19 protein-coding genes and 1 tRNA gene are annotated in these 22,029 nt (G+C 71.4%); 18 read left to right on the forward strand and 2 right to left on the reverse strand.

The genetic code is table 11. The features are described from left to right. Positions 1-464: 464 nt before the first annotated feature. A tRNA-Met gene (locus tag B9O00_RS30215) sits at positions 465-541 on the reverse strand. Between the two features lie 143 nt (positions 542-684). Here B9O00_RS30215 and B9O00_RS30220 point away from each other — a divergent pair. From B9O00_RS30220 to B9O00_RS30255, 8 genes are all read left to right on the forward strand, one after another. Then, complete coding sequence (locus B9O00_RS30220; RefSeq protein WP_085126855.1) at positions 685-1,719, forward strand: DMT family transporter; 1,035 nt, start codon at positions 685-687, stop codon at positions 1,717-1,719. Between the two features lie 107 nt (positions 1,720-1,826). Continuing rightward, entirely contained in the window at positions 1,827-2,156 is a 330-nt protein-coding gene (hspQ, locus tag B9O00_RS30225; RefSeq protein WP_085126857.1) for a heat shock protein HspQ, read from the forward strand. A 20-nt stretch (positions 2,157-2,176) separates the two neighbouring features. After that, the gene (locus B9O00_RS30230; RefSeq protein ID WP_085126859.1) at positions 2,177-2,686 is read left to right on the forward strand and encodes a cache domain-containing protein; all 510 of its coding nucleotides are present in this window, start codon (positions 2,177-2,179) and stop codon (positions 2,684-2,686) included. A 115-nt stretch (positions 2,687-2,801) separates the two neighbouring features. Further along, on the forward strand, positions 2,802-3,842 hold the full coding sequence (locus B9O00_RS30235; protein ID WP_159460378.1) for a transporter substrate-binding domain-containing protein: 1,041 nt from the start codon (positions 2,802-2,804) through the stop codon (positions 3,840-3,842). After that, the gene (locus B9O00_RS30240) at positions 3,833-5,056 is read left to right on the forward strand and encodes an amino acid ABC transporter permease (RefSeq protein WP_085126863.1); all 1,224 of its coding nucleotides are present in this window, start codon (positions 3,833-3,835) and stop codon (positions 5,054-5,056) included. Before B9O00_RS30235 ends, B9O00_RS30240 begins: the two co-directional genes overlap by 10 nt. Next, a complete protein-coding gene (locus B9O00_RS30245; protein WP_085126865.1) occupies positions 5,053-6,114 on the forward strand; it encodes an amino acid ABC transporter permease in 1,062 nt (353 codons plus the stop codon). Before B9O00_RS30240 ends, B9O00_RS30245 begins: the two co-directional genes overlap by 4 nt. Then, a complete protein-coding gene (locus B9O00_RS30250; RefSeq protein ID WP_085126867.1) occupies positions 6,111-6,824 on the forward strand; it encodes a GntR family transcriptional regulator in 714 nt (237 codons plus the stop codon). Before B9O00_RS30245 ends, B9O00_RS30250 begins: the two co-directional genes overlap by 4 nt. A gap of 104 nt (positions 6,825-6,928) precedes the next feature. After that, a complete protein-coding gene (locus B9O00_RS30255; RefSeq protein WP_143596413.1) occupies positions 6,929-8,128 on the forward strand; it encodes a pyridoxal phosphate-dependent decarboxylase family protein in 1,200 nt (399 codons plus the stop codon). A gap of 35 nt (positions 8,129-8,163) precedes the next feature. Here the strand turns inward: B9O00_RS30255 and B9O00_RS30260 are convergent, their stop codons facing one another. After that, positions 8,164-9,774, reverse strand: coding sequence for an OpgD/OpgG family glucan biosynthesis protein (locus tag B9O00_RS30260; RefSeq protein WP_085126871.1), 1,611 nt, complete (start codon positions 9,772-9,774; stop codon positions 8,164-8,166). A 184-nt stretch (positions 9,775-9,958) separates the two neighbouring features. Between B9O00_RS30260 and B9O00_RS30265 the strand changes: the two genes are divergently transcribed. The 10 genes from B9O00_RS30265 to B9O00_RS30305 all read left to right on the forward strand — a co-directional run bounded on the left by B9O00_RS30265 (position 9,959) and on the right by B9O00_RS30305 (position 22,023). Continuing rightward, complete coding sequence (locus B9O00_RS30265; RefSeq protein WP_085126873.1) at positions 9,959-10,960, forward strand: ArsR/SmtB family transcription factor; 1,002 nt, start codon at positions 9,959-9,961, stop codon at positions 10,958-10,960. Between the two features lie 4 nt (positions 10,961-10,964). Beyond that, entirely contained in the window at positions 10,965-11,828 is an 864-nt protein-coding gene (metF, locus tag B9O00_RS30270; protein ID WP_085126875.1) for a methylenetetrahydrofolate reductase [NAD(P)H], read from the forward strand. Continuing rightward, complete coding sequence (locus B9O00_RS30275) at positions 11,828-12,682, forward strand: homocysteine S-methyltransferase family protein (RefSeq protein WP_085126877.1); 855 nt, start codon at positions 11,828-11,830, stop codon at positions 12,680-12,682. The genes metF and B9O00_RS30275 overlap by 1 nt, the downstream gene beginning before the upstream one ends. A gap of 86 nt (positions 12,683-12,768) precedes the next feature. Next, entirely contained in the window at positions 12,769-13,842 is a 1,074-nt protein-coding gene (locus tag B9O00_RS34360; protein WP_179243997.1) for a homocysteine S-methyltransferase family protein, read from the forward strand. Further along, complete coding sequence (metH, locus tag B9O00_RS30280) at positions 13,839-16,544, forward strand: methionine synthase (RefSeq protein WP_322111232.1); 2,706 nt, start codon at positions 13,839-13,841, stop codon at positions 16,542-16,544. The genes B9O00_RS34360 and metH overlap by 4 nt, the downstream gene beginning before the upstream one ends. A gap of 158 nt (positions 16,545-16,702) precedes the next feature. After that, positions 16,703-17,104, forward strand: coding sequence for a VOC family protein (locus B9O00_RS30285; RefSeq protein WP_085126879.1), 402 nt, complete (start codon positions 16,703-16,705; stop codon positions 17,102-17,104). A gap of 196 nt (positions 17,105-17,300) precedes the next feature. After that, a complete protein-coding gene (locus B9O00_RS30290) occupies positions 17,301-18,782 on the forward strand; it encodes a PAS domain S-box protein (protein WP_085126881.1) in 1,482 nt (493 codons plus the stop codon). A 292-nt stretch (positions 18,783-19,074) separates the two neighbouring features. Then, entirely contained in the window at positions 19,075-20,805 is a 1,731-nt protein-coding gene (locus B9O00_RS30295) for a pyrroloquinoline quinone-dependent dehydrogenase (RefSeq protein ID WP_085126883.1), read from the forward strand. A gap of 73 nt (positions 20,806-20,878) precedes the next feature. Next, on the forward strand, positions 20,879-21,241 hold the full coding sequence (locus B9O00_RS30300) for a c-type cytochrome (RefSeq protein WP_085126885.1): 363 nt from the start codon (positions 20,879-20,881) through the stop codon (positions 21,239-21,241). Next, positions 21,238-22,023 (forward strand): substrate-binding periplasmic protein, encoded by a 786-nt coding sequence (locus B9O00_RS30305; protein ID WP_085126887.1) that lies wholly within the window; start codon positions 21,238-21,240, stop codon positions 22,021-22,023. Before B9O00_RS30300 ends, B9O00_RS30305 begins: the two co-directional genes overlap by 4 nt. The last annotated feature ends 6 nt before the right edge of the window (positions 22,024-22,029 follow it).

Raw genomic sequence — 22,029 nt, forward strand, 5'->3', positions numbered from 1 at the left:
GTTCCGCTGGCCGGGCCTCAGCGGGTCGATACGGGCGGCACGCTCAACATCCGGATTGACAGCGACGGCCGCCCGCGCGTCACTGAGGCACGTCCGAACGATCGCCGCTCCGACTGGGCGATTGACACCGGGCTCGTGATGGCCATGCCGAACTAGGCCAACTCAACCGTCACGATCAAGGGCGCTGGTGCCAAATCGGCTGCCGATTAGTGCCAAATCTCGCGCCGCGCTACAAGATGCGCAACGAGGCCGGGAGGAGACCTTAAGAGGGCGTTCAAGCCAAGTTCAAACTGGCCACCAGGCCTGAACATCGAGGGCCTTGGCCGGAACCCCTTCCGGTCTCAAAGCGGTCGCCGATCGGTCTCAAATCTCGCGCCGCGCGACACTTGCCGTCGAGTGAACCGCGGCACCCAATCCATTCCCGGATGAGTTCCGAGAAGGATCTGATTTTGCCGGAGAATCCTTGGTAGCGGGGGAGGGATTCGAACCCCCGACACGCGGATTATGATTCCGCTGCTCTAACCAACTGAGCTACCCCGCCGCCAGGAGGCCGACCCTATATGGCGGCGGGTCGCGGGCTGTCAAGCCGCTTGGCGCCGCCGCTCCGGCCATGCGGGAGGCGGGCAGGGGGGCTGCTGCTTCGGCGCTGGATTCGGCGCCCCGGGGCTCTAGGCTCGGGGCTGCATGGCCGCCTCCGCCTCCCCGGACCGCGCCGCCGAGACGGCGGGCGCCCAGACCCGCGCCCCAGGCCCCGGCCGCGGCCCCGACTGTGGCCCCGTCGGCGGCCGCGCGCCGGCCTTCGGGCACGGCGCCGGACACGGCGTGGGCCAGGCCGGGCGCGGCATCGCGCTGATGCTGCTCTCGACCCTGTTCTTCGCCGGCATGAACGCCTCGGTGAAGAGCCTGGGGCCGGCGATCCCGACCGAGCAGGTGCTGTTCTTCCGCAACCTCTTCGCCCTGCTGCCGGTCGCGGCCATGGTCTGGCGCGCCGGCAGCCTGTCGGTGCTGAAGCCGAACCGGCCGCTGCAGCACGTCTGGCGCGCCGCCGCCGGCCTCGTCTCGCTCGGCACCTTCTTCTGGTGCTACGCCCGCCTGCCGCTGGCCGACGTCATCGCCGTCTCCTTCTCGGCGCCGCTGTTCGTCACGGCCCTGTCGCCCTGGCTGCTCGGCGAGGCGGTCGGGCCGCGGCGCTGGGCGGCGGTCGTCGTCGGCTTCCTCGGCACGCTGCTGATCGTCCGCCCCGGCCAGTCCGGCTTCGATCCCCAGCTGCTGCTGGTCCTGGTCGCGACCTTCTTCTACGCCCAGGTGCTGATCTCGGTGCGCAAGCTCAACCGCACCGACACGCCGACCGCGATCGTCTTCTGGTACCTGGTGATCTCGGTCGCCGCGACCGCCCTGGCGCTGCCCTTCGTCTGGGTGACGCCGAGCCTGCAGGGCTGGCTGCTGCTGATCGGCCTCGGGCTGTTCGGCGGCGTCGCCCAGCTGATCGTCACCGCCGCCTTCCGCTACGCCGACGCCGCGGTGCTGGCGCCCTTCGACTACGCCTCGATCCTCTGGGGCTCGACCCTGGGCTGGCTGATCTGGGGCGAGGTGCCCAAGCACACGCTCTGGGCCGGCGCCGCCGTGCTGATCGCCAGCGGCCTCTACATCGCGCACCGCGAGGCCCGGCTCGGCCTGCTCGGCCGCGCCCGGCGGCGCGCGCCGCCGGCGGAGCTGTAGGGCGGGGCGGCGCCGCAAATCCACAAGGCCATCCGGGATTTGATTTCCGCGGCGGCGGCGGCGATGTTAGGGCTGTCCTCCGAGCCAGCCGGAAGCCTCAGCCCGACATGCCCGTGCGCATCGCCAAGTTCGAGATCGGCCAGATCGTCAAGCACCGCTTCTTCCCGTTCCGCGGTGTCGTCTTCGACGTCGACCCGGTGTTCGCCAACACCGAGGAGTGGTGGCAGGCGATCCCCGAGGAGGTGCGGCCCTCCAAGGACCAGCCCTACTACCACCTCTACGCCGAGAACGAGCAGACGACCTACGTCGCCTACGTCTCGGAGCAGAACCTGCTGCCCGACGACAGCGGCAAGCCGGTCTCCCACCCCGAGATCCCCAAGGCCTTCGCCGGCATGGCCGAGGGCCGCTACCTGCCGCGCGGGCGGCCGGTCAACTAGCGCCGGAGCGGGCCGGCGGCATGGCGCGAACCGGCGGCAGCTCGACCGGCGCCGGCCGCCGCGACGCCCTGGCTGCCCTGCTGGCCCTGCTGGCCCTGGCGGGCCTGCTGCTGGCGCGGCTGCCGCTGGCCTGCGCCGCCGACGATCGCCAGGCCGTCGTCGAGATGGTCGAGGCGGCGGCGCGGGCGCTCGAGACCTACGGCTTCCCGCGGGCGCTGGAGCACGGCGCGGACGGCACCTGGGCGCGCCCGGACGCCGGCCTCTACATCTTCGTCCTCGACCGCCTGGGCACCCTGCTGCTGCATCCGGACCGGCGCATGGAGGGCCGCAACATCGCCGGCGTCCGCGACGCCGACGGCAAGCCCTTCATCCGGGACATCATCGTTGCCTCCGTCGCGCATCCCGGGGGCGTCTGGACCAGCTACCTCTGGCGCTCCGCGACCAGCGGCCAGCTCGGCACCAAGCACACCTACGCCAAGGCCGTCGGCGACATGATCGTCTGCGCCGGCTACGTCGCCGCCGAGGCCTGAGCCCGCCGCGCAGAGTCTCTTGGAGCCGTTATCTGTTATGTGTTATAGCACATAACAGATAACGATGGGCCGCCGGCAAGCGGCCCCGAGGCACCAACGAACAGGGGGTTCTGACATGATCAGAAAGGCGGTAGCGGCCGGCTTTGCGGCTGCGGCTCTGGCTTGCACCATCGGCTCGGCCCAGGCCGAGGGCACCGGCAAGGGCGATCTGCTCGACGCCATCAAGGCGCGCGGCGAGCTGCACTGCGGCACCCTGAACTACCTGCCGGGCGTTGGCTTCCTGGACGACAAGGGGCAGTGGTCGGGCTTCGACGTCGACTTCTGCAAGGCCGCGGCGGCGGCGATCCTGGGCGACGCCTCCAAGGTCAGGTTCACGGCGCTGACCGGCGCACAGATGTTCCCGGCCCTGCAGTCGGGCGAGATCGACATCCTGTCGCGCAGCGTCACCGACACGATCTCGCGCGAGACCAAGCTCGGGCTCGACTTCATCGGCCCGAACCACCTGACCGGCCAGGGCTTCATGGTCCACAAGTCGGCCGGCGTGACCGACGTCAAGGGCCTCGACGGCGCCACGATCTGCGTGCTGGCCGGCACGGTGACCGAGGGCTATCTCGCCGACTGGTTCCGCGCCCACGGCATGAGCTTCACGCCGGCGGCGGCCGAGAACAGCGACCAGATGTTCTCGATGTACTTCGACGACCGCTGCGACGCGGTGACCATGGAGCCGCCCTACCTGGCGATCCGCCGCTCGCGCTCGGCCGATCCGGCGGCGCACGTCATCCTGAAGACGCTGATCGCCAAGTCCTTCGAGGCGCCGGTGATCCTCGAGGGCAGCCCGAAGCTGCGCGAGGTCCTGCAGTGGATGCACTGGGGCATGGTGACCGCCGAGGAGCTGGGCATCACCTCGGCCAACGCCGCGCAGATGAAGGCCGGGTCGAAGGACCCGGTGGTCCGGCGCTTCCTCGGCGTCGAGGGCACGATCGGCCAGGACATGGGCGTGCCGAACGACTGGATGCTCCAGGTCGTCGAGGCGGTCGGCAACTACGGCGAGATGTACGACCGCAACCTCGGCAAGGACTCCAAGCTCGGCGTGCCGCGGGGCATGAACGCCCTGTGGCGCGACGGCGGCGCGATGATCGCTCCCGGATGGCAGTGATCGATGCCGGCGGCGAGGGCGGCGCGGGCCACGGTGCGCGTGGGGACGCACCGCGGCCGGCGCGCCCTCCCGGGCGCCGCCGTCGGCGGCGCCCGGGCCTCGTCGCCCAGGTTCTCTTCCTGCTGGTCGTTGCGGCGCTGGCCTGGGCGGTCGTGCAGACCGCCGCGGGCAACCTCGACCGGCTGTCGGTGCATTCCGGCTACGGCTTCCTGTGGGAGAAGGCGCCCTTCGAGCTCGGCGAGAGCCTGATCCCCTACAAGGCCGGCGACAGCTACCTGCGCGCCTTCGAGGTCGGCGTGCTGAACACGCTCAAGGTCGCCTTCCTGGGCATCCTGCTCTCGACGCTGCTCGGCCTGGTGGTCGCGCTCGGCCAGCTCTCGCCGAGCGTCGTGCTGGCGCGGGTCTGCCGCAGCTACGTCGAGGTCGCCCGCAACGTGCCGCTGCTGCTGCAGCTGATCTTCTGGCACACCGTCCTGACCCGGGCGCTGCCGCCGGTCCGCCGCGCGCTGTCGCCGGTCGAGGGCGTCTACCTGACCAACCGCGGCGTCTTCCTGCCGGTGCCGCTCGACGACCCGGCCTACGGCGCCGTCGCCGCCGCGGCGCTGGCCGGCGCGCTGCTGGCGCCGGCCGTGTGGCTGGCGTGCCGTCGCCGCGCCCGGCTCGGCCGCCGGGTCGCGCATCCGCTGCGCTGGACCCTGGCGGCGCTGCTGCTGCCGCCGCTCGCGGCCTTCCTGGCGGCCGGCGCGCCGCTCGCCGTCGAGGCGCCGCAGCTCAGGGGCTTCAACTTCGTCGGCGGCCTGACCGTGACGCCCGAGCTGCTGGCCATGCTGCTCGGCCTGACGATCTACACCGCCGCCTTCAACGCCGAGATCATCCGGGCCGGCATCCTCGGGGTGCCGCGCGGCCAGACCGAGGCTGCGATCGCCCTCGGCCTGACGCGCCCCCGGGTGATGCGCCTGGTCGTGCTGCCGCAGGCGCTGCGCATCATCCTGCCGCCGATCACCAACTCCTGCCTGAACCTGACCAAGGAGAGCTCGCTCGCGGTGGCGATCGGCTACCCGGAGCTGGTGCGCGTCGCCAACGTCACGCTGACCCAGACCGGCCAGGCGATCGAGTGCATCTCGATCATCATGCTGGTCTATCTGATCCTCAGCCTGATCACCTCGGCGCTCCTCAACTGGATGAACGCCCGCGCGCGGCTGGTCGCCCGATGACCACGCGCCTGGCCCACCGCCTGCCGCCCCGGCTCGCCGTGCTGGTCGAGACGCCGGCCGTCGCGCTGGTCAACCTCGGCGTCCTGGCGCTGCTCGTCGCGGCGCTGCCGCCGCTGCTCGACTGGGCGGTCTTCTCGGCGGTCTGGCGGGCCGACGACATGCGCGGCTGCCCGCCCGCCGGCGGCGCCTGCTGGGCCTTCATCGGCGACAAGGCGCGGCTGATCTTCTTCGGGCTCTATCCCTACGGCGAGCAGTGGCGCGCGGCACTGGCCACGGCGCTGCTGGTCGCGCTGGTCGTGGTCTCGCTCAACCCGCGCTGCTGGAGCCGGCGCCTGGCCCTGGCCTGGGGGCTCGGCCTGGCCGTCTACAGCCTGCTGATGTGGGGCGGCCTGCTCGGCCTCGCGCCGGTCGAGTCGGCCTACTGGGGCGGCCTGCCGCTGACCGTCCTGCTGACCGTCTTCGGCGTCTTCTTCGGCCTGATCCTGGCCGTGCCGGTCGCCCTGGCGCGCTTCTCGGACCTGCCGGTCTTCAAGGCGGCGGCGACGCTCTACGTCGAGCTGGTGCGCGGCGTGCCGCTGATCAGCGTGCTGTTCATGGCCTCGGTGCTGCTGCCGATCTTCCTGCCCGACGGCTTCACGCCGAGCGGCCTGGGGCGGGTGCTGGCCGGCATCGTCCTGTTCTTCACCGCCTACATGGCCGAGGTGCTGCGCGGCGGCCTGCAGGCGATTCCGCGCGGCCAGTACGAGGCCTCGCGCTCGCTCGGGCTGTCCTATCCGGTGATGATGGCCAGGGTGGTGCTGCCGCAGGCCTTCCAGACGATCCTGCCGGCGCTGATCAACCTGATCATCGCGGCGCTGAAGGGCACCTCGCTGGTCGTCATCGTCGCGATGCTGGACCTGCTGGGCGCCGCCCAGGCCGCCCTGGCCGACCCCGACTGGATCGGCTTCTACGTCGAGGACTATGTCTTCGTCGCCGCCGTCTACGCGATCATGTGCGGCAGCATCTCGTGGTACGGGCGCCGCGTCGAAAGAAACCTGGGGAGCGCGCAGAGTCGATGAGCGAGCAGGAACCGAAGCTGGCCGAGCCGGATCCCTCCGCGGGCGGAGCGGCCATCCTGGACGAGCTGTCGCGCGGGGCGACGCTGACCGACCGGGTCTACGCCCGCCTCCGGCGCGGCTTGCTGGTCGGCTTCTGGGCGCCGGGCGAGAAGCTCTCGGCCCGCCAGATCGCCCGCGAGATGAACGTCAGCATGACGCCGGTGCGCGAGGCCATGATGCGCCTGGCCACGGAGGGCGCGCTGGAGATGACCGAGACCCGCGCCTTCCGCGCGCCGGAGCTCGGCCGGGCCGCCTACCGCGAGCTGGTGCGCGTCCGCCTGGCGCTGGAGCCGATGGCCGCCGGCCTCGCCGCGGCGCGCATCGAGCCGTCCCAGGTCGCGGCGATCGAGGCGCTCAACGAGCGGCTCGCGGCGCATCTGCGACAGGACCAGTTCCACCAGGCGCTGGAGGTCGACTCCCAGCTGCACCTCGCGATCTACGAGGCGGCCGGCCAGCCGCTGCTGCTCTCGATCATCGACGGGCTGCTGCTGCGCGCCGGCCCGACCCGCACGCGCCTGTCCTATGCCTACCGCAAGTCGCTCGCCGGCTACGAGCACCATCGCCGGCTGATCGCGGCCCTGCGCGTGCACGACGCTGCCGCCGCCGAGGCGGAGGTCGCCGCGGACCTGGAGGAGGGCGCGGCGATGATCCTCAACATCCTGCCCGGCTAGGCCGGCGCAACCCCTTCGGAAGACAAGTCAGCGGAGTGACGATGACCGGGACACGTGCGAGATTCCCAGGCGGCGGCCGGGACTGGGCGGACCTCCAGGCCGAGATGCGGGCCCGTTCGGCCGGCGACGTCGACTGGCGCCGGGGGCGGACGCCGCTGTTCGTCTTCTTCAACGACGAGGAGACCTACGAGATCGGCCGCGAGGCCTATTTCGAGTTCTTCAGCGAGAACGCGCTGGGCCGCAAGCGGGCCTTCTTCGGCATCGGCTCGATGGAGCGCGAGGTGCTGGACTTCGGCCTCGACCTCTTCTCGGCGCCCGAGGGCGCGGAGGGCGTGTTCTCCTGCGGCGGCAGCGAGAGCATCTTCCTGGCGCTCAAGGCGGCGCGCGACGCGCGCCGGGCCGAGAAGGGCATCGCGCCGGGCGAGGGGCGGATGAACGTGGTCATGCCGATCACCGCCCATCCCGCCTTCGACAAGGCGGCGGCGGCGATGGACCTGGAGCTGCGCCGCGGCGGCCTGCGCGCCGACCGGCGGGCCGATCCGGCGGCGCTGCGCCCGCTGATCGACGAGCGCACCATCGCGATCGTCGGCTCGGCGCCCTGCTTCCCGCACGGCGTGATCGACCCGATCGAGGAGCTGAGCGCGCTGGCCCTCGAGGCCGGGGTCTGGCTGCACGTCGACGCCTGCGTCGGCGGCTGGCTGGCGCCCTTCTTCACCCGGATCGGCCGGTCGACGCCGGCCTTCGACTTCCGCTTCCCGGGCGTGCGCTCGATCTCGGCCGACCTGCACAAGTTCGGCTTCTGCCCGAAGCCGGCCTCGACCGTCTTCTACCGCGACGCCGAGGACCTGGCGCGGGCGAGCTTCGTCGCCGACGCCTGGCCGAACGGCCGCTTCGAGACCGCGACGCTGGTCGGCACCCGTCCCGGCGGCGCGGTGGCCGGCGCCTGGGCCGTGCTCAACCACCTCGGCGAGAGCGGCTTCCGCCGGACCGCCGAGCGGCTGGCGGCGATGGTCGACGGCTACGTCGCCGGCATCCGGGCGATCCCCGGCCTGGAGCTCTGGGCCGAGCCGGACCTGACGATCATCAACTACGGCTCGAGGGAGCTCGACATCTTCCGGGTCGCCGAGGCGATGGGCGCCAACGGCTGGCTGGCCGGCCTGACCCGCGAGCCCAAGGGCCTGCACGCCATGATGTCGATGCTGCACGAGCCGGTGCGCGAGGAGTTCCTGGCCCAGCTCGCCGAGGCGGTCGAGACGGTGCGCGCCGCCGGAACCGGCGTCTCCGGCCTGCAGGCGACCTACTGAGCCGGCGGCCGCCCGGGATCGCCCCGGGCGGCCGGTCACTCGCTCGGATAGGTGAAGGGCAGGTACTGGTAGAGCCAGGTCTCGGTCAGGGTCTTCTCGCCGAGCCGCAGGTAGAGCCGCAGGTCGACCGGGTCGCTGCCGTCGGCCTTGAGGTCGAAGACGGCGCGCCAGCGGTCGGTGCCGACGACCCTGAGGCAGTACTTGTTGACGATCTCGCCGCGCGAGGCGGCGACCACGGCCTCGACCGGCGTGCCCTTGTCGAGATTCGGCAGCGGGCCGCCGGCGAAGTCGATGACGAACTTGCGCAGGTCCTTCGGGCGCGGTTGGCCGGGCACGCCGCCGCGGCCCATGCGGGTCGCCAGCACGCGGCCGACGTCCTTGGCCGGGAAGGGCTGGTCGGCGACCCAGTAGAGCTTGTAGCTCATGCTCAGCGGCTGGCCGACCTTCGGCATCGCCTTGGGCCGCCAGAAGGCGACGATGTTGTCGTGGATCTCGTCGTCGGTCGGGATCTCGATCAGCTCGACCGCGCCCTCGCCCCACTCGCCGACCGGCTCGACCCAGAGGCTCGGCCGGCGGTCGTAGAACACGCCGTCGTCCTCGTAGTCGCGGAAGTCGCGGTCGCGCTGCATCAGGCCGAAGCCGCGCGGGTTCTGGTCGACGAAGGCGTTGACCTGCAGGCGCTTGGGGTTGTTGAGCGGCCGCCAGATCCGCTCGCCGGCGCCGGTCCAGAGCGACAGGCCGTCGGAATCGTGGATCTCCGGCCGCCAGTCGGTGGCGACCTGGCGGTTGGTCTCGGAGAACCAGAACATCGAGGTCAGCGGCGCGATGCCCAGGCGCTCGACCTCGCGGCGCAGGAAGATCGTCGAGTCGACGTCCATGACCACGCCGTTCTCGTTGCGCGCCTTGAAGCTGTAGACGCCGACGACCGAGCGGCCCTCCAGCAGGGCGTGGATGGTGACCTCGCGGCTGTCCGCCGCTGGCTTCTCCAGCCAGAACTCGCTGAAGCGCGGGAACTCCTCGCGGGCGTCGGTCGCGGTGTTGATCGCGATGCCGCGCGCCGACAGGCCGTACTGCCCGAAGGGGCCGGCGGTGCGGAAGTAGGCGGCGCCGAGGAACACCAGCCAGTCGGTCGGCGGCTCGCCGGGGTTCATGTAGCGGAAGCCGGCGAAGCCCAGGTCGTCGGGCAGCTTGTCGGCGAGGCCGGTGTTGCCGTAGTCGAACAGCGAGGGGTCGTAGAGCACCTTGCGCGCGACCGCGCCCTCGACCTCGTAGACCGTCACCGGCAGCTTGAAGTAGCGGCCGAGGTGGAAGAACTGCACCGGATAGCGCACCTCGCCCTGCCAGAGCGCCCGGCTCGCCTTGTACTTCAGCTCGTTGTAGGCGTCGTAGTCGATCTTATCGAGGGCCTCGGCGGCGCGCGGCTCCGGCGCCTCGTAGGCCTCGCCGGCCAGCGCGCGCGCCCGGTCGACCAGGGCCGAGCGGTCGAAGGGCACCGGATCGCCCAGGCGCGGCCCCGCGGTCTGCACCGTGCCCGAGGTCGTGCCCGACGTCGCGCTCTGGGCCAGCGACCGTCCGGCCAGCGTCGAAACAAAGGTAACGGCGGCGCTGCCGGCGAGAAGGGCGCGGCGGCTGAGGGTCATCGACATGCCTATGCTTTTCCGACTGTCCGGGATCGTTGGGGCGGTCATCGCTCACTTATGCCGGAATGTGCCGGATTTGCGGCCATCGCGCGGCTCCTTTCAAGAGACTTTTTCCGCGCGATCGGTTCCCGGCCTCCCGGCGGAAATATCGCTTGCCCGCATCACCGCATAAAGATATCTTTATGTGGCTATGACGAACGACAGCTCCCTCGACCGCCTGCTGCAGGGCCTGCGCGCCGTCGCCGAAGGCACCCGGCTGCGCATCCTGGCGCTCTGCGCCCACGGCGAGCTGACGGTCAGCGACCTGGTCGAGATCCTCGGGCAGAGCCAGCCGCGCGTCTCGCGGCACCTCAAGCTGCTGGTCGAGGGCGGCCTGCTGGAGCGCCAGCAGGAGGGCAACTGGGCCTTCTACCGCCTGACCGAGCGCGGGCCCGTGGCCGCCCTGGCGCGCCAGATCGTCGACCTGATCCCCGACGACGACGCCGAGCACGCGCTCGACCTGAAGCGCCTGGAAGAGGTGCGTGCCGGCTGGGCGGTCAAGGCCGAGGCCTACTTCCGGCACAATGCCGCCGACTGGGACCGGGTGCGCACCCTGCACGTCGACGAGGCCAAGGTCGACGTCGCGCTGCGCCGCCTGATCGGCCGCGAGCCGGTCGGCGAGCTGCTCGACATTGCGACCGGCACCGGCCGGGTGCTCGAGCTGCTCGGCGACAAGGTGGTCGGCGCGATCGGCATCGACCGCTCGCTCGACATGCTGAAGGTGGCGCGCGCCAACGTCATGCGCGCCGGCCTGCGCCACTGCCAGCTGCGCCACGCCGACATGAACCGCCTGCCGTTCCAGGCCGGCCGCTTCGACGTCGCGGTGCTGCACATGGCGCTGCACTACGTCGAGGATCCCGCCGCGGCGCTGGCCGAGGCCGCCCGGGTGCTGCGGCCCGGCGGCCGGCTGGTCGTCGTCGACTTCGACGAGCACCAGCACAGCGAGCTGCGCGAGAACCATGCCCACCGCTGGCTCGGCTTCTCCGAGGCGCGCATGGCGCGCCTGCTGGAGCAGGCCGGGCTGGTCGCCGAGGCGCCGGAACGGCTGCCCGGCAAGCCGCTGACCGTCTGTCTCTGGACGGCGCGGCGTCCCGCCAACGACACGCTGACGTCCGACGGACAGGACGGCCGGCTGCGCAAGGAGGTCGTCTGAGCCCATGACCCGGAGCCCCGTGATCTCTTTCGAGTTCTTCCCGCCGCCCGAGGGCGCGGCCGAGGAGCGCTTCTGGCAGACCGCCGAGCGGCTCAACGGCCTCGCTCCGCAGTTCTGCAGCGTCACCTACGGCGCCGGCGGCACGACCCGGGACCGCACCTTCGGCATCGTCCAGGGCCTGAAGGCGCGCGGCATCGAGGCGGCCTCGCACCTGACCCTGGTCGGCGCGCCGCGCCATGAGGTCGACGCCGTCGCCGAGCGCCTGACCGCGGCCGGCATCCGGCGCATCGTCGCCCTGCGCGGCGACATGCCGAACATGGCCGGCGGCTTCGAGCCGCACCCCGAAGGCTACCGGGACACCGCGGAACTGGTCGCCCGGCTGAAGAGGATCGGCGGCTTCGACATCTCGGTCGGCGCCTATCCCGAGACCCATCCGAACGCCGCCTCGGCCGAGGCCGACCTCGCGCACCTGAAGCGCAAGCTCGACGCCGGGGCCGAGCGTGCGATCACCCAGTACTTCTTCGACGCCGAGGTCTTCCTGCGCTTCCGCGACCGGGCGCGGGCCGCCGGCATCACCCAGCCGATCGTCGCCGGCGTGCTGCCGGTCACCAACTTCGCCAAGCTGCTGGAGTTCAGCCGGAAGTGCGGCGCCAACGTGCCGGCCTGGCTGCACGAGCGCTTCGCGGGCCTGGACGACGACCCCGAGACCCGGGCGCTGGTCGCCGCGCACACCGCGGCCGATCTCTGCCAGAAGCTGATGCGCGAGGGCGTCGAGGACTTCCACTTCTACACGTTGAACCGTGCCAACCTGTCCTATGCCGTGTGCCGGCTGCTCGGCATCCGGCCCCCGCTCGAGGAGGCGGCCTGATGCGTACTCTCATCGAAGCGATCGACCAGCGCGTGCTGCTGACCGACGGCTCGCTGTCGCGGCGGCTGCGCGGCGCGCAGCTCAACGTCGCGCGCGACCTCAACGGCGTCGAGGACTGCCTGGAGCTGCTCAACCTGACCCGGGCCCAGCTGGTCCGCGAGGGGCACCGCGCCTACCTGCGGGCCGGCGCCGACGTGATCCGCACCAACTCCCTGCAGGCCTCGCCGCTGACCCTGGCGCGCTGGGGCCTCGGCGACCAGGCCTTCTACATCAACTACGCCGCCGCCGAGCTGGCCTGCGAGGCGGTCGATTCGGTGCCCGGCCGCGGCCGCCGCCGCTTCGTGCTCGGGGTCGTGCGCGACCAGGGCTGGGACGCCGCGCCCAAGGATCTCGAGGACGCCGTGGCGGTGCAGGTCGAGGGCCTGCTGGCCGGCGGCGTCGACGGCGTCGCCATCGACATGGTGCCCGGCACCGGCCGCTCACCGGCCTTCCTGCGCGGCGCGCGCCGGGCCAAGGAGAAGCTGCGGGCGCTGGCGCCGGTCTTCCTGCAGCGCGGTCACCAGGGCGTCGAGTTCTCGGAGCGCTCGCTGGAGCTGGCCGACGGCCTGATCCGCTACCGCCACGGCGGCTCGGCCAAGCGCGACTGGCTGCGCGCGGCCCTGGCCGAGGAGGTCAACCTGGTCGGCGGCGGCGACAGCCTGGACGCCACGGTCCGGCTCGACCGGGCGCTGCGCGCGATCTCCGACGACGGCTGGCGGCCCTTCACCGGCTGGCGCCGGCCCGAGGTGGTCGACCAGGTCACGCCGCCCTCCTCGAGCCTGCATCTCGATCCCGAGATGGCCGACGTGGCCTGAAACGGCAACGGACAAGCCCTGAACCACAGCAAGAGGGCGCGCGGGCGAGGTCGGGACAAGCGGCCGCAAGCGGCGCGCGCAACCGAATGACGATCGACAGAGACGAGGTGGCCGGGCGCACGGCCCTGCTCGAGGCCGCCGCTGCGGAGCGCATCCTGCTGCTCGACGGCGCGATGGGCACGATGATCCAGCGCCTGGAGCTGCAGGAGGCCGACTATCGCGGCGAGCGCTTCGCCGGCTACGAGCGCGACCTCAAGGGCGACAACGACCTGCTGACCCTGACCCGGCCGGACGCGATCCGCGGCATCCACCGGGCCTACCTGGAGGCCGGCGCCGACATCGTCGAGACCAACACCTTCAATGCGACCGAGGTCAGCCAGGCGGAATACGGCCTGGGCAGCCTCGCGGCCGAGCTCAACCGCGAGGGCGCCCGCCTGGCCCGCGAGGCCGCCGAGGCGGTGGCGACGCCCGAGCGGCCGCGCTTCGTCGCCGGCGTGCTGGGCCCGACCTCGCGCACCGCGTCGCTGTCGCCCGACGTCAACGACCCGGGCTTCCGCAACACCTCCTTCGAGGCGCTGCGCGCCGACTATGGCAAGGCGGCGCGCGCCCTGCTGGAGGGCGGCGCGGACATCCTGCTGGTCGAGACGGTGTTCGACACGCTGAACGCCCGGGCCGCGCTCTTCGCGATCCAGGAGGTCTTCGAGGAGCTCGGCTGCCGCTGGCCGGTCATGGTCTCGGGCACGATCACCGACCTCTCGGGCCGGACCCTCTCGGGCCAGACCGCCGAGGCCTTCTGGATCTCGGTCGCCCACGTCCGGCCCTTCTCGATCGGCCTCAACTGCGCGCTCGGGCCGAAGGAGCTGCGCAGCTACGTGGCCGAGCTGGCGCGGGTCGCGGAGACCCGCGTCTCGGCCCATCCCAACGCCGGCCTGCCGAACGCCTTCGGCGGCTACGACGAGACGCCCGACTCGATGGCCAGGCACCTCGGCGCCTGGGCGCGCGACGGCCTGGTCAACATCCTCGGCGGCTGCTGCGGCACGACGCCCGAGCACATCGCGGCGATCGCCGCCGCGGTCGAGGGCGTCCGGCCCCGCGTCCTGCCGGAGCCGGTGCCGGCACTCACCCTGTCCGGCCTCGAGCCCTTCCGGCTGGCGTCATGAGCGAGGCGATGCAGAAGCAGTCGGAAGTGAAATCCCAGGCCACCTTCATCAACATCGGCGAGCGGACCAACGTCACCGGCTCGGCGAAGTTCAAGAAGCTGATCCTCGAGGACCGCTACGACGAGGCCCTCGACGTCGCGCGCGAGCAGGTCGAGAACGGCGCGCAGATGATCGACGTCAACATGGACGAGGCGATGCTGGACTCGGAGGCGGCGATGCGCCGCTTCCTGAACCTGATCGCCTCGGAGCCCGACATCGCGCGGGTGCCGATCGTCATCGACTCCTCGAAGTGGAGCGTCATCGAGGCCGGCCTGCAGTGCGTCCAGGGCAAGCCGCTGGTCAACTCGATCTCGCTCAAGGAAGGCGAGGGGCCCTTCCTGGAGCAGGCGCGCAAGGTCCGCCGCTACGGCGCCGCCGTCGTGGTCATGGCCTTCGACGAGCAGGGCCAGGCCGACACCGCCGAGCGCAAGCTGGCGATCTGCAAGCGCGCCTATGGGCTGCTGACCGAGCAGGTCGGCTTCCCGCCCCAGGACATCGTCTTCGACGCCAACATCTTCGCCGTCGCGACCGGGATCGCCGAGCACGACGACTATGCCCGCGGCTTCATCGAGGCGATCGGGCGGATCAAGGCCGAGCTGCCGCACGTGCGCACCTCGGGCGGCCTGTCGAACGTCTCCTTCTCGTTCCGCGGCAACGAGCCGGTGCGCCAGGCGATGCACTCGGTCTTCCTCTACCACGCGATCCCCGCGGGCCTCGACATGGCGATCGTCAACGCCGGCCAGCTGCCGGTCTACGACGACATCCCGGAGGACCTGCGCGAGCGCGTCGAGGACGTCATCCTGAACCGCCGCGCCGACGCCACCGACCGGCTGCTGGAGATCGCCGAGCAGTACAAGTCGGGTGGCACGGCGAAGCGAGAGATCGACCTGTCCTGGCGCGAGGCCGAGGTCGAGAAGCGCCTGGAGCACGCCCTGGTGCACGGCATCCTCGACTGGATCGAGGAAGACACGGAAGCGGCCCGGCAGCGCGCCGACAAGCCGCTGGAGGTCATCGAGGGCCCGCTGATGGCCGGCATGAACGTGGTCGGCGACCTGTTCGGCGCCGGCAAGATGTTCCTGCCGCAGGTCGTCAAGTCCGCGCGCGTCATGAAGAAGGCGGTCGCCTACCTGCTGCCCTACATCGAGGCCGAGAAGGAAAAGAGCGGCGACACCGGCGGCGCCAAGGGCAAGATCCTGATGGCGACGGTCAAGGGCGACGTCCACGACATCGGCAAGAACATCGTCGGCGTGGTCCTGCAGTGCAACAACTTCGAGGTCATCGACCTCGGCGTCATGGTGCCCTGCGCCAGGATCCTGGAGACCGCCCGGGCCGAGGGCGTCGACATGATCGGCCTGTCGGGCCTGATCACGCCGAGCCTCGACGAGATGCGCTACGTCGCCTCCGAGCTGCAGCGCGAGGGCTTCACCCTGCCGTTGCTGATCGGCGGCGCCACGACCAGCAAGATCCACACCGCGGTCAAGGTCGCGCCGAACTACGAAGGGCCGACGGTCCACGTCGCCGATGCCTCGCGCGCGGTCGGCGTCGCCGGCCGGCTGGTCAGCAAGGGCCTGCGCGAGGACTACGTCGCCGAGGTCGCCGCCGACTACGAGAAGATGCGCGAGAGCTTCGCGCGCAAGGGCGAGGGCAGGGCGCGCGCGCCCTTCGACGCGGTCCGCGAGAACGGCCTGGCGATCGACTGGGCCGGCTACGAGCCGCCGGTGCCGGCCCAGGGGCTGGACCCGGTGCAGCTCGACGAGCTGCCGCTCGCCCAGCTGATCGAACGGATCGACTGGACGCCTTTCTTCCAGACCTGGGAGCTGCACGGCCGCTACCCGAAGATCCTGGACGACCCGGCCGTCGGCCCGACGGCGCGCAGCCTCTTCGCCGATGCCCAGGCGATGCTCGACCGCCTGGTTCAGCAGGGGCTGGTCCGGCCGCGGGCGCGCTGCGCCTTCTGGCCGGCCGCGGCCGAGGGCGACGACATCCGGGTCTTCGCCGACGAGGGCCGGAAGGAGACCCTGGCCGAGCTGCACATGCTGCGCCAGCAGATGGCGCGCGACGACGACCGGGCGAACCTCTCGCTCGCCGACTTCGTGGCGCCGGCCGGGAGCGGCAAGGCCGACTGGATCGGCGGCTTCTGCGTCACCGCCGGCGGCGAGGTCGAGCGCTATGCCGCCGAGCGCAAGGCGGCCGGCGACGACTACGAGGCGATCCTGGTGCAGGCGCTGTCCGACCGCCTCGCCGAGGCCGCCGCCGAGTGGCTGCACGAACAGGTGCGCAAGCGCTTCTGGGGCTACGCGGCCGACGAGGCGCTCACGAACGACGAGCTGATCGCCGAGACGTACCGCGGCATCCGCCCGGCGCCGGGCTACCCGGCCTGTCCCGACCACAGCGAGAAGGCGACGCTGTTCAAGCTGCTCGGCAGCGAGGAGCGTCTCGGCGTGCGGCTGACCGAGAGCTTCGCGATGACCCCGGCTTCCTCAGTCTCCGGCTGGTACTTCGCGCACCCGGAGGCGCGCTATTTCGGCGTCGGCCGGATCGGCCGCGACCAGGTCGAGGACTACGCGGCGCGCAAGGGCTGGTCGCTGGCCGAAGCCGAGCGCTGGCTGGCGCCCAACATCGACTACGACCCCGGCGCGCTGCGCCGTCAGGCGGCGGAATAGCTGCTGCGGCGGTGCCGCGTCGAGAAGTCACCGGCCCGCTGAGCGTCGATCCGACCACCCGGGGAACTGCGGAGTGCCTGGGAGCGGAGCGGCCGCCAGCGGGCCGGTGACCGCTCCAGCGATACCGGGAAAAGCCGGAATGGTCTAGAGTTGCGGTCATGGCCCTGAAGCAGCTCAACCACGTCAACCTGCGCACCGCCGATCTCGACCGCCTGGTCGACTTCTACGGCGAGGTCCTGGACCTCAGGCCGGGCTGGCGGCCGCCCTTCGACTTTCCCGGCGCCTGGCTCTACTGCGGCGAGCAGCCGGTCGTGCATCTCGTCGGCGAGTCGCGGCCGCGTGCCGGCCACGACCCGAAGCTGGAGCACTTCGCCTTCGCCGCCGAGGACCTGGGCGGCTTCCTGGCGCACCTGCGTGCCCGCAAGGTGGCCTACTGGGTGCGCATCGTACCCGGCATCGAACTGCGCCAGGTCAACTTCCTCGATCCCGACGGCAACCACATCCACGTCGACTTCGACCGCAGCGAGGATGCCGACCTCGGCGACTACGACGGCCGTTGAGCCGTCGCCCCGAACTTCCGTAAAAAAAGTTAGCTCACGAACTTCTCCGCTTACGATTTATTTATCCATATATTATTCATGGATAAAATAGAGGCGGCGGGCCGCAGGCGGAGATCGCCTGTCCGGGCCGAAGCCGCGGGCGACGCCCGGAACCGGGAGCGCGACGGCCAGGCAAGGCCAGTAGGGGGAGACAGCCTTGGACCTCGGGCTTCTGGATGCGTTCGACGAAGGCATCGTCGTCGTCGACCGCGATGCGGTGATCGCCTACCTCAATCCCGCTGCCGAGCGCCTGTTCGGCTACGGCACCGCGGAGCTGCTCGGCCGGCCGCTCGACCTGCTGATCCCCGAGGATGCACGCGTGCGGCATGCGGAGCGGATCCGGCAGTTCGCACGCTCCGGCGTCGCCAGCCGCCGGATGCGCGAACGCGGCGCGATCACCGGGCGGCGGCGGGACGGCTCGCAGTTCGACGCCGAGGCCTCGATCTCCAAGTTCGAGCAGGACGGCAGGCCGCTGATGATGGCGGTCGTGCGGGACATCACGGAGCGCAAGGTGGCCGAGGCGCGGCTGCTCGCCTCCGAGCAGAAGCACCGGGCCATCCTCGACACCTGCACCGACGCGATCCTGCTGGCCGATGCGGAGAGCGGGGGGATCTGCGAGGTCAACGAGCGGGCGGCCGAGCTGTTCGGCTGCACGACGCGCGACCTGATCGGGCTGCACCAGAGCGAGCTGCACCCGCTCGACGAGCGCGACCGCTTCCGCCGGACCTTCCGCGAGCATCTGGAGCAGGGGCGACTGCTGGTCCCCGACGCAACGATCCTGCGCAACGACGGCACGGTGCTGCCGGTCGAGATCGCGGCGCGGCCGACCGTGATCGGCGAGCGTCCGATCCTGGTCGGCTTCTTCCGCGACATCAGCCATCGCAAGCAGCACGAGCGCCAGCTCGAGCGGGCGACCCGTGCGGCGGAGGCGGCGAACCGCGCCAAGACCATGTTCCTGGCCAACATGAGCCACGAGCTGCGCACGCCGCTCAACGCGATCATCGGCATGTCGGAAGTCATCGCCGAGCAGATGAAGGGCCCGGTCGGGCATCCGAAGTACGCCGAGTACGGTGCCGACATCCGCGACAGCGGCCATCACCTGCTCGAGGTCATCAACGACATCCTCGACCTGTCCCGGCTGGAGCTCGACAAGCTCGAGCTCCACGAGGAGCCGATCGAGCTCGGCGCGCTGCTCGGCCAGTGCTATCGCACGGTGCACCGGATGGCCGACGAGGCCGGGATCCGCGTCTCGGTCGAGACCGGTGCGACGCCCCTGCTGCGCGCCGACCGGCGCATGGTGCGGCAGATGCTGCTCAACCTGCTGTCGAACGCCGTGAAGTTCACGCCGGCCGGCGGCCTGATCGTGCTGGCGGCCTGCGAGCGCGAGCGGGGCGGCATCGAGGTGAGCGTCCGCGACACCGGCATCGGCATTCCGCCGGAGCGGCTCGCGGCCGTCACCGAGCCCTTCAACCTGAGCGGCGAGCGGCGCTACCAGAACCAGTCCGGCACCGGCCTCGGCCTCGCCATCACGAAGGGCCTGCTGGAGGCTCACGGCGGCACCCTGGTGATCGACAGCGCCCCGGGCAAGGGGGCCCGCGTCGCCCTGCGGTTCCCGCCGGAGCGCTCGATCCGCAACTGATCCGCGTTCGATCGACCCCCGATCGATACCCGATCCGCACCGGGCCCCCGCGTCGCGGAGAAGTGCGCCATGCGTGCTTCCGATACCTGAAAATATGCAACCAATGGTGCTGTCCGCCCGTTCGTGATAGCCTCCACGGCCTGAGGTCCCGCGGTCTCGGGACCCTGCGCAGCGTTGATGCGGTTCCGTTACGAAAAGCGAAAACCGACCCCTGCCGGACGGCGGGGAAGGGCTGCCCGACCCGGCGCCATGCGGCGCCCAAGAAGGTCGGTATCAACGGGAGGAATCAGCGATGTCCATCAGCAGGAGAGGTCTGTCCGCCACGGCGAGCCTCGCGGTCGTGGCTCTGCTGGCTCTGGGGCCGGCGCCCGTGCGGGCCGGAGAGGTCGACTCGGCCCGGATCGTCGAGGCCGACAAGAGCCCCGGCGACTGGCTGACCTATCACGGCAGCTACAAGGGCTGGCACTACAGCGCGCTCGACCAGATCACGGCGGACAACGTCAAGGACCTGCGGGTCGCCTGGATCCACCAGCCGGGCCGCTCGACGCGCGGCGTCCAGTCGATGCCGCTCGCCGCCGACGGCGTGCTCTACTACTCGGGCTCCTACAGCCGGGTCTTCGCGCTCGACGGCGCCAGCGGCGAGGTGCTGTGGAGCTATAGCCCCGAGCTGGACGAGGAGCTGGTCTCGCGCCAGACCCACTCGCCCTACAACCGCGGCATGGCGATGGGCGACGGCCGGCTCTACGTCGGCACGGTCGACGGGCGCCTGATCGCGCTCGACATGAAGACCGGCAAGCCGGCCTGGGACACGAAGCTGCTCGACTCGCAGAAGCTGACGGTCGGCTTCACCGGCGCGCCGCTGTTCGTCAACGGCCGGGTGATCATCGGCAGCCAGGGCGGCGAATGGCCCGGCCGCGGGCCGATCTTCGGCGTCGATGCCAAGACCGGCCAGAAGCTCTGGGAGTTCTTCACCGTCGCCGGCACCGATGCGGCGAGGCAGACCTGGGGCAACGAGAGCTGGCGCACCGGCGGCGGCGGCGGCTGGATGCCCGGCACCTACGACCCCGAGACCGACAGCGTCTGGTGGGGCACCGCCAATCCCGCGCCGCTCTACGACTGGGGCGGCGCCGACTGGAAGACCGGCGGCGCGCGGCCCGGCGACAACCTCTACACCAGCTCGGTGATCGCGCTCGATCCGGCGACCGGGAAGCTGAAGTTCTATCACCAGGAGCTGCCGCACGACGCCTGGGACTTCGACAGCGCGGTCGGCGAGTTCGTCGCCATCGACCGGGATGGCAGGAAGTACTTCGTGCATCCCAACAAGGGCGGCTTCGCCTTCGTCTACGACCGGGCCGACGCCAAGGTCGTGAACGTCTACCGGCTGGTGAAGAACATCAACTTCGTCAAGGACATCACCAAGGACGGCGAGCTGGTCGGCCGGCGCGACCTCTCCGCGGGCCCGCAGAAGGGGCTATGCCCGGCGATCAACGGCGGCGTCAGCTGGAACTCCGGCACCTACGATCCGGGGACCGGCCTGTACTACAAGATCGGCAACGAGTGGTGCATGGACCTGACGGTCCAGAAGACCACGCCGGTCACCGAGCCGCAGGCGCAGCTCAACATCGCCGCCGAGTTCGAGGTGACGCCGCCGCCCGACGGCAAGGCGCGCGGCCACCTCGACGCCCGCGATCCGATCACCGGGGAGACCGCCTGGTCGGTCGAGTTCCCGGAGCCGCCGCTCGCCAGCCTGCTGTCGACCGCCGGCGGCCTGGTCTTCGTGCCGGACACCCGCGGCTGGCTGCACGCCTTCGACGCCAGGACCGGCAAGGCGCTCTGGCAGGCCAACGACGGCGCCCAGCACAACGGCGGCATCATCAGCTACGCGGCCGGCGGCAAGCAGTACGTCGCCGTGGTCACCGGCGGGCCGAGCCTGGTCGGCGAAGGCTATGGCGCGCTGTTCGGCGGGCCCTACCAGACGATGGAGCGCGATACCGGCGCGCTCATCGTCTACAGCCTGCCCTGAGAGCCGTGCGCCGGGGCGGGACGCTCGGTCCCGCCCCGGCGACCTGCCGATGCTCCGGGAGCGCCGGTCCGACATGACGGTCAGACGCTTCGCCGCCGGCCTGCTGCTCGCCGGCTTGCTCGCGCCCGCCGCCGTCCTTGCCCAGTCGAGCGGCTCGACCGGCTCCGACGACTGGGGCCTGTCGGGCGGCGATTCCGCGAGCGGCCAGAAGATCTTCGCCGGCAACGGCTGCGGCTGGTGCCACGAGGGCAGCGGCCGCCGGCGCGGCCGCGCGCCGCAGCTGATGGACACGAAGCGCAGCGACGCCTTCATCGCGACCCGGATCCTCAACGGCAAGCCGGGCCGCATGCCGGCCTTCGGCGGCAGTTTCGGCGAGCAGCAGATCAAGGACCTGATCGCCTTCATCCGCTCCCTCAAGCCGGAGGACAAGCCATGATCTGGCGCCTCGCCGCCGCGGCGCTCGCGGCCCTGCTCGGCCTCTGCCTCTACGCGACGGACCTGGCAGCGCGGCCGCTCGACCAGATCCGCGAGCGCGGCCGCCTCCTGCTCTGCGCCAATCCCAATGCCCTGCCCTGGTCGGCCCGCAACGGCGAGCGCCACGGCATCCAGGTCGAGCTGGCCGACGCGCTGGCCCGGCAGCTCGGCGTCGGCCTGGAGGTCGGCTGGGTGGTGCTGTCCTATCATGTCGCCCGGGTCGACTGCGACCTGGTGCTCGATTCGATCGTCGACCCCGAGGTGCAGCGCGAGCGGCGCGTGAAGCTGTCGCGCCCCTACCAGCGCGGCGGCGTCGTGCTGGCCTTCCGGCCGGGCCTGCCGCCGCTCGCCGGGGAGGCCGAGCTGACGCCGGCGCTGCGCATCGGCGCCATGGTCGGCTCCTACGTCCGGCTGCGGCTCGGCCAGCGCCGGATCGGCACGATCCCCTACACCTTCGAGGACGAGCTGATCGAGGCGCTCGGCCGCGGCGAGCTCGACGTCGCCGCCGTCTCCCCGGCCAGCGTCGGCTTCTACAACCTGGGCCATCCCGAGGCCCCGGTGACGGCCGTCGCGGCCTTCGCCGGCGTGCCGGAGCTGAACTGGACGGTGGCGGCCGGCCTGCGCAAGGCGGACGCGGCCCTGGTCGAGAGCGTCGACCGCGCGCTCGACCGCCTGATCGCCGACGGCACCCTGCAGCGCATCTACGCCGCCTACGGCGTCGCGCTCACGGTACCGGAGCGGTAGCCGGCT

The organism is Tistlia consotensis USBA 355 (assembly GCF_900177295.1).
Classification (GTDB): Bacteria; Pseudomonadota; Alphaproteobacteria; order Kiloniellales; family DSM-21159; genus Tistlia; species Tistlia consotensis.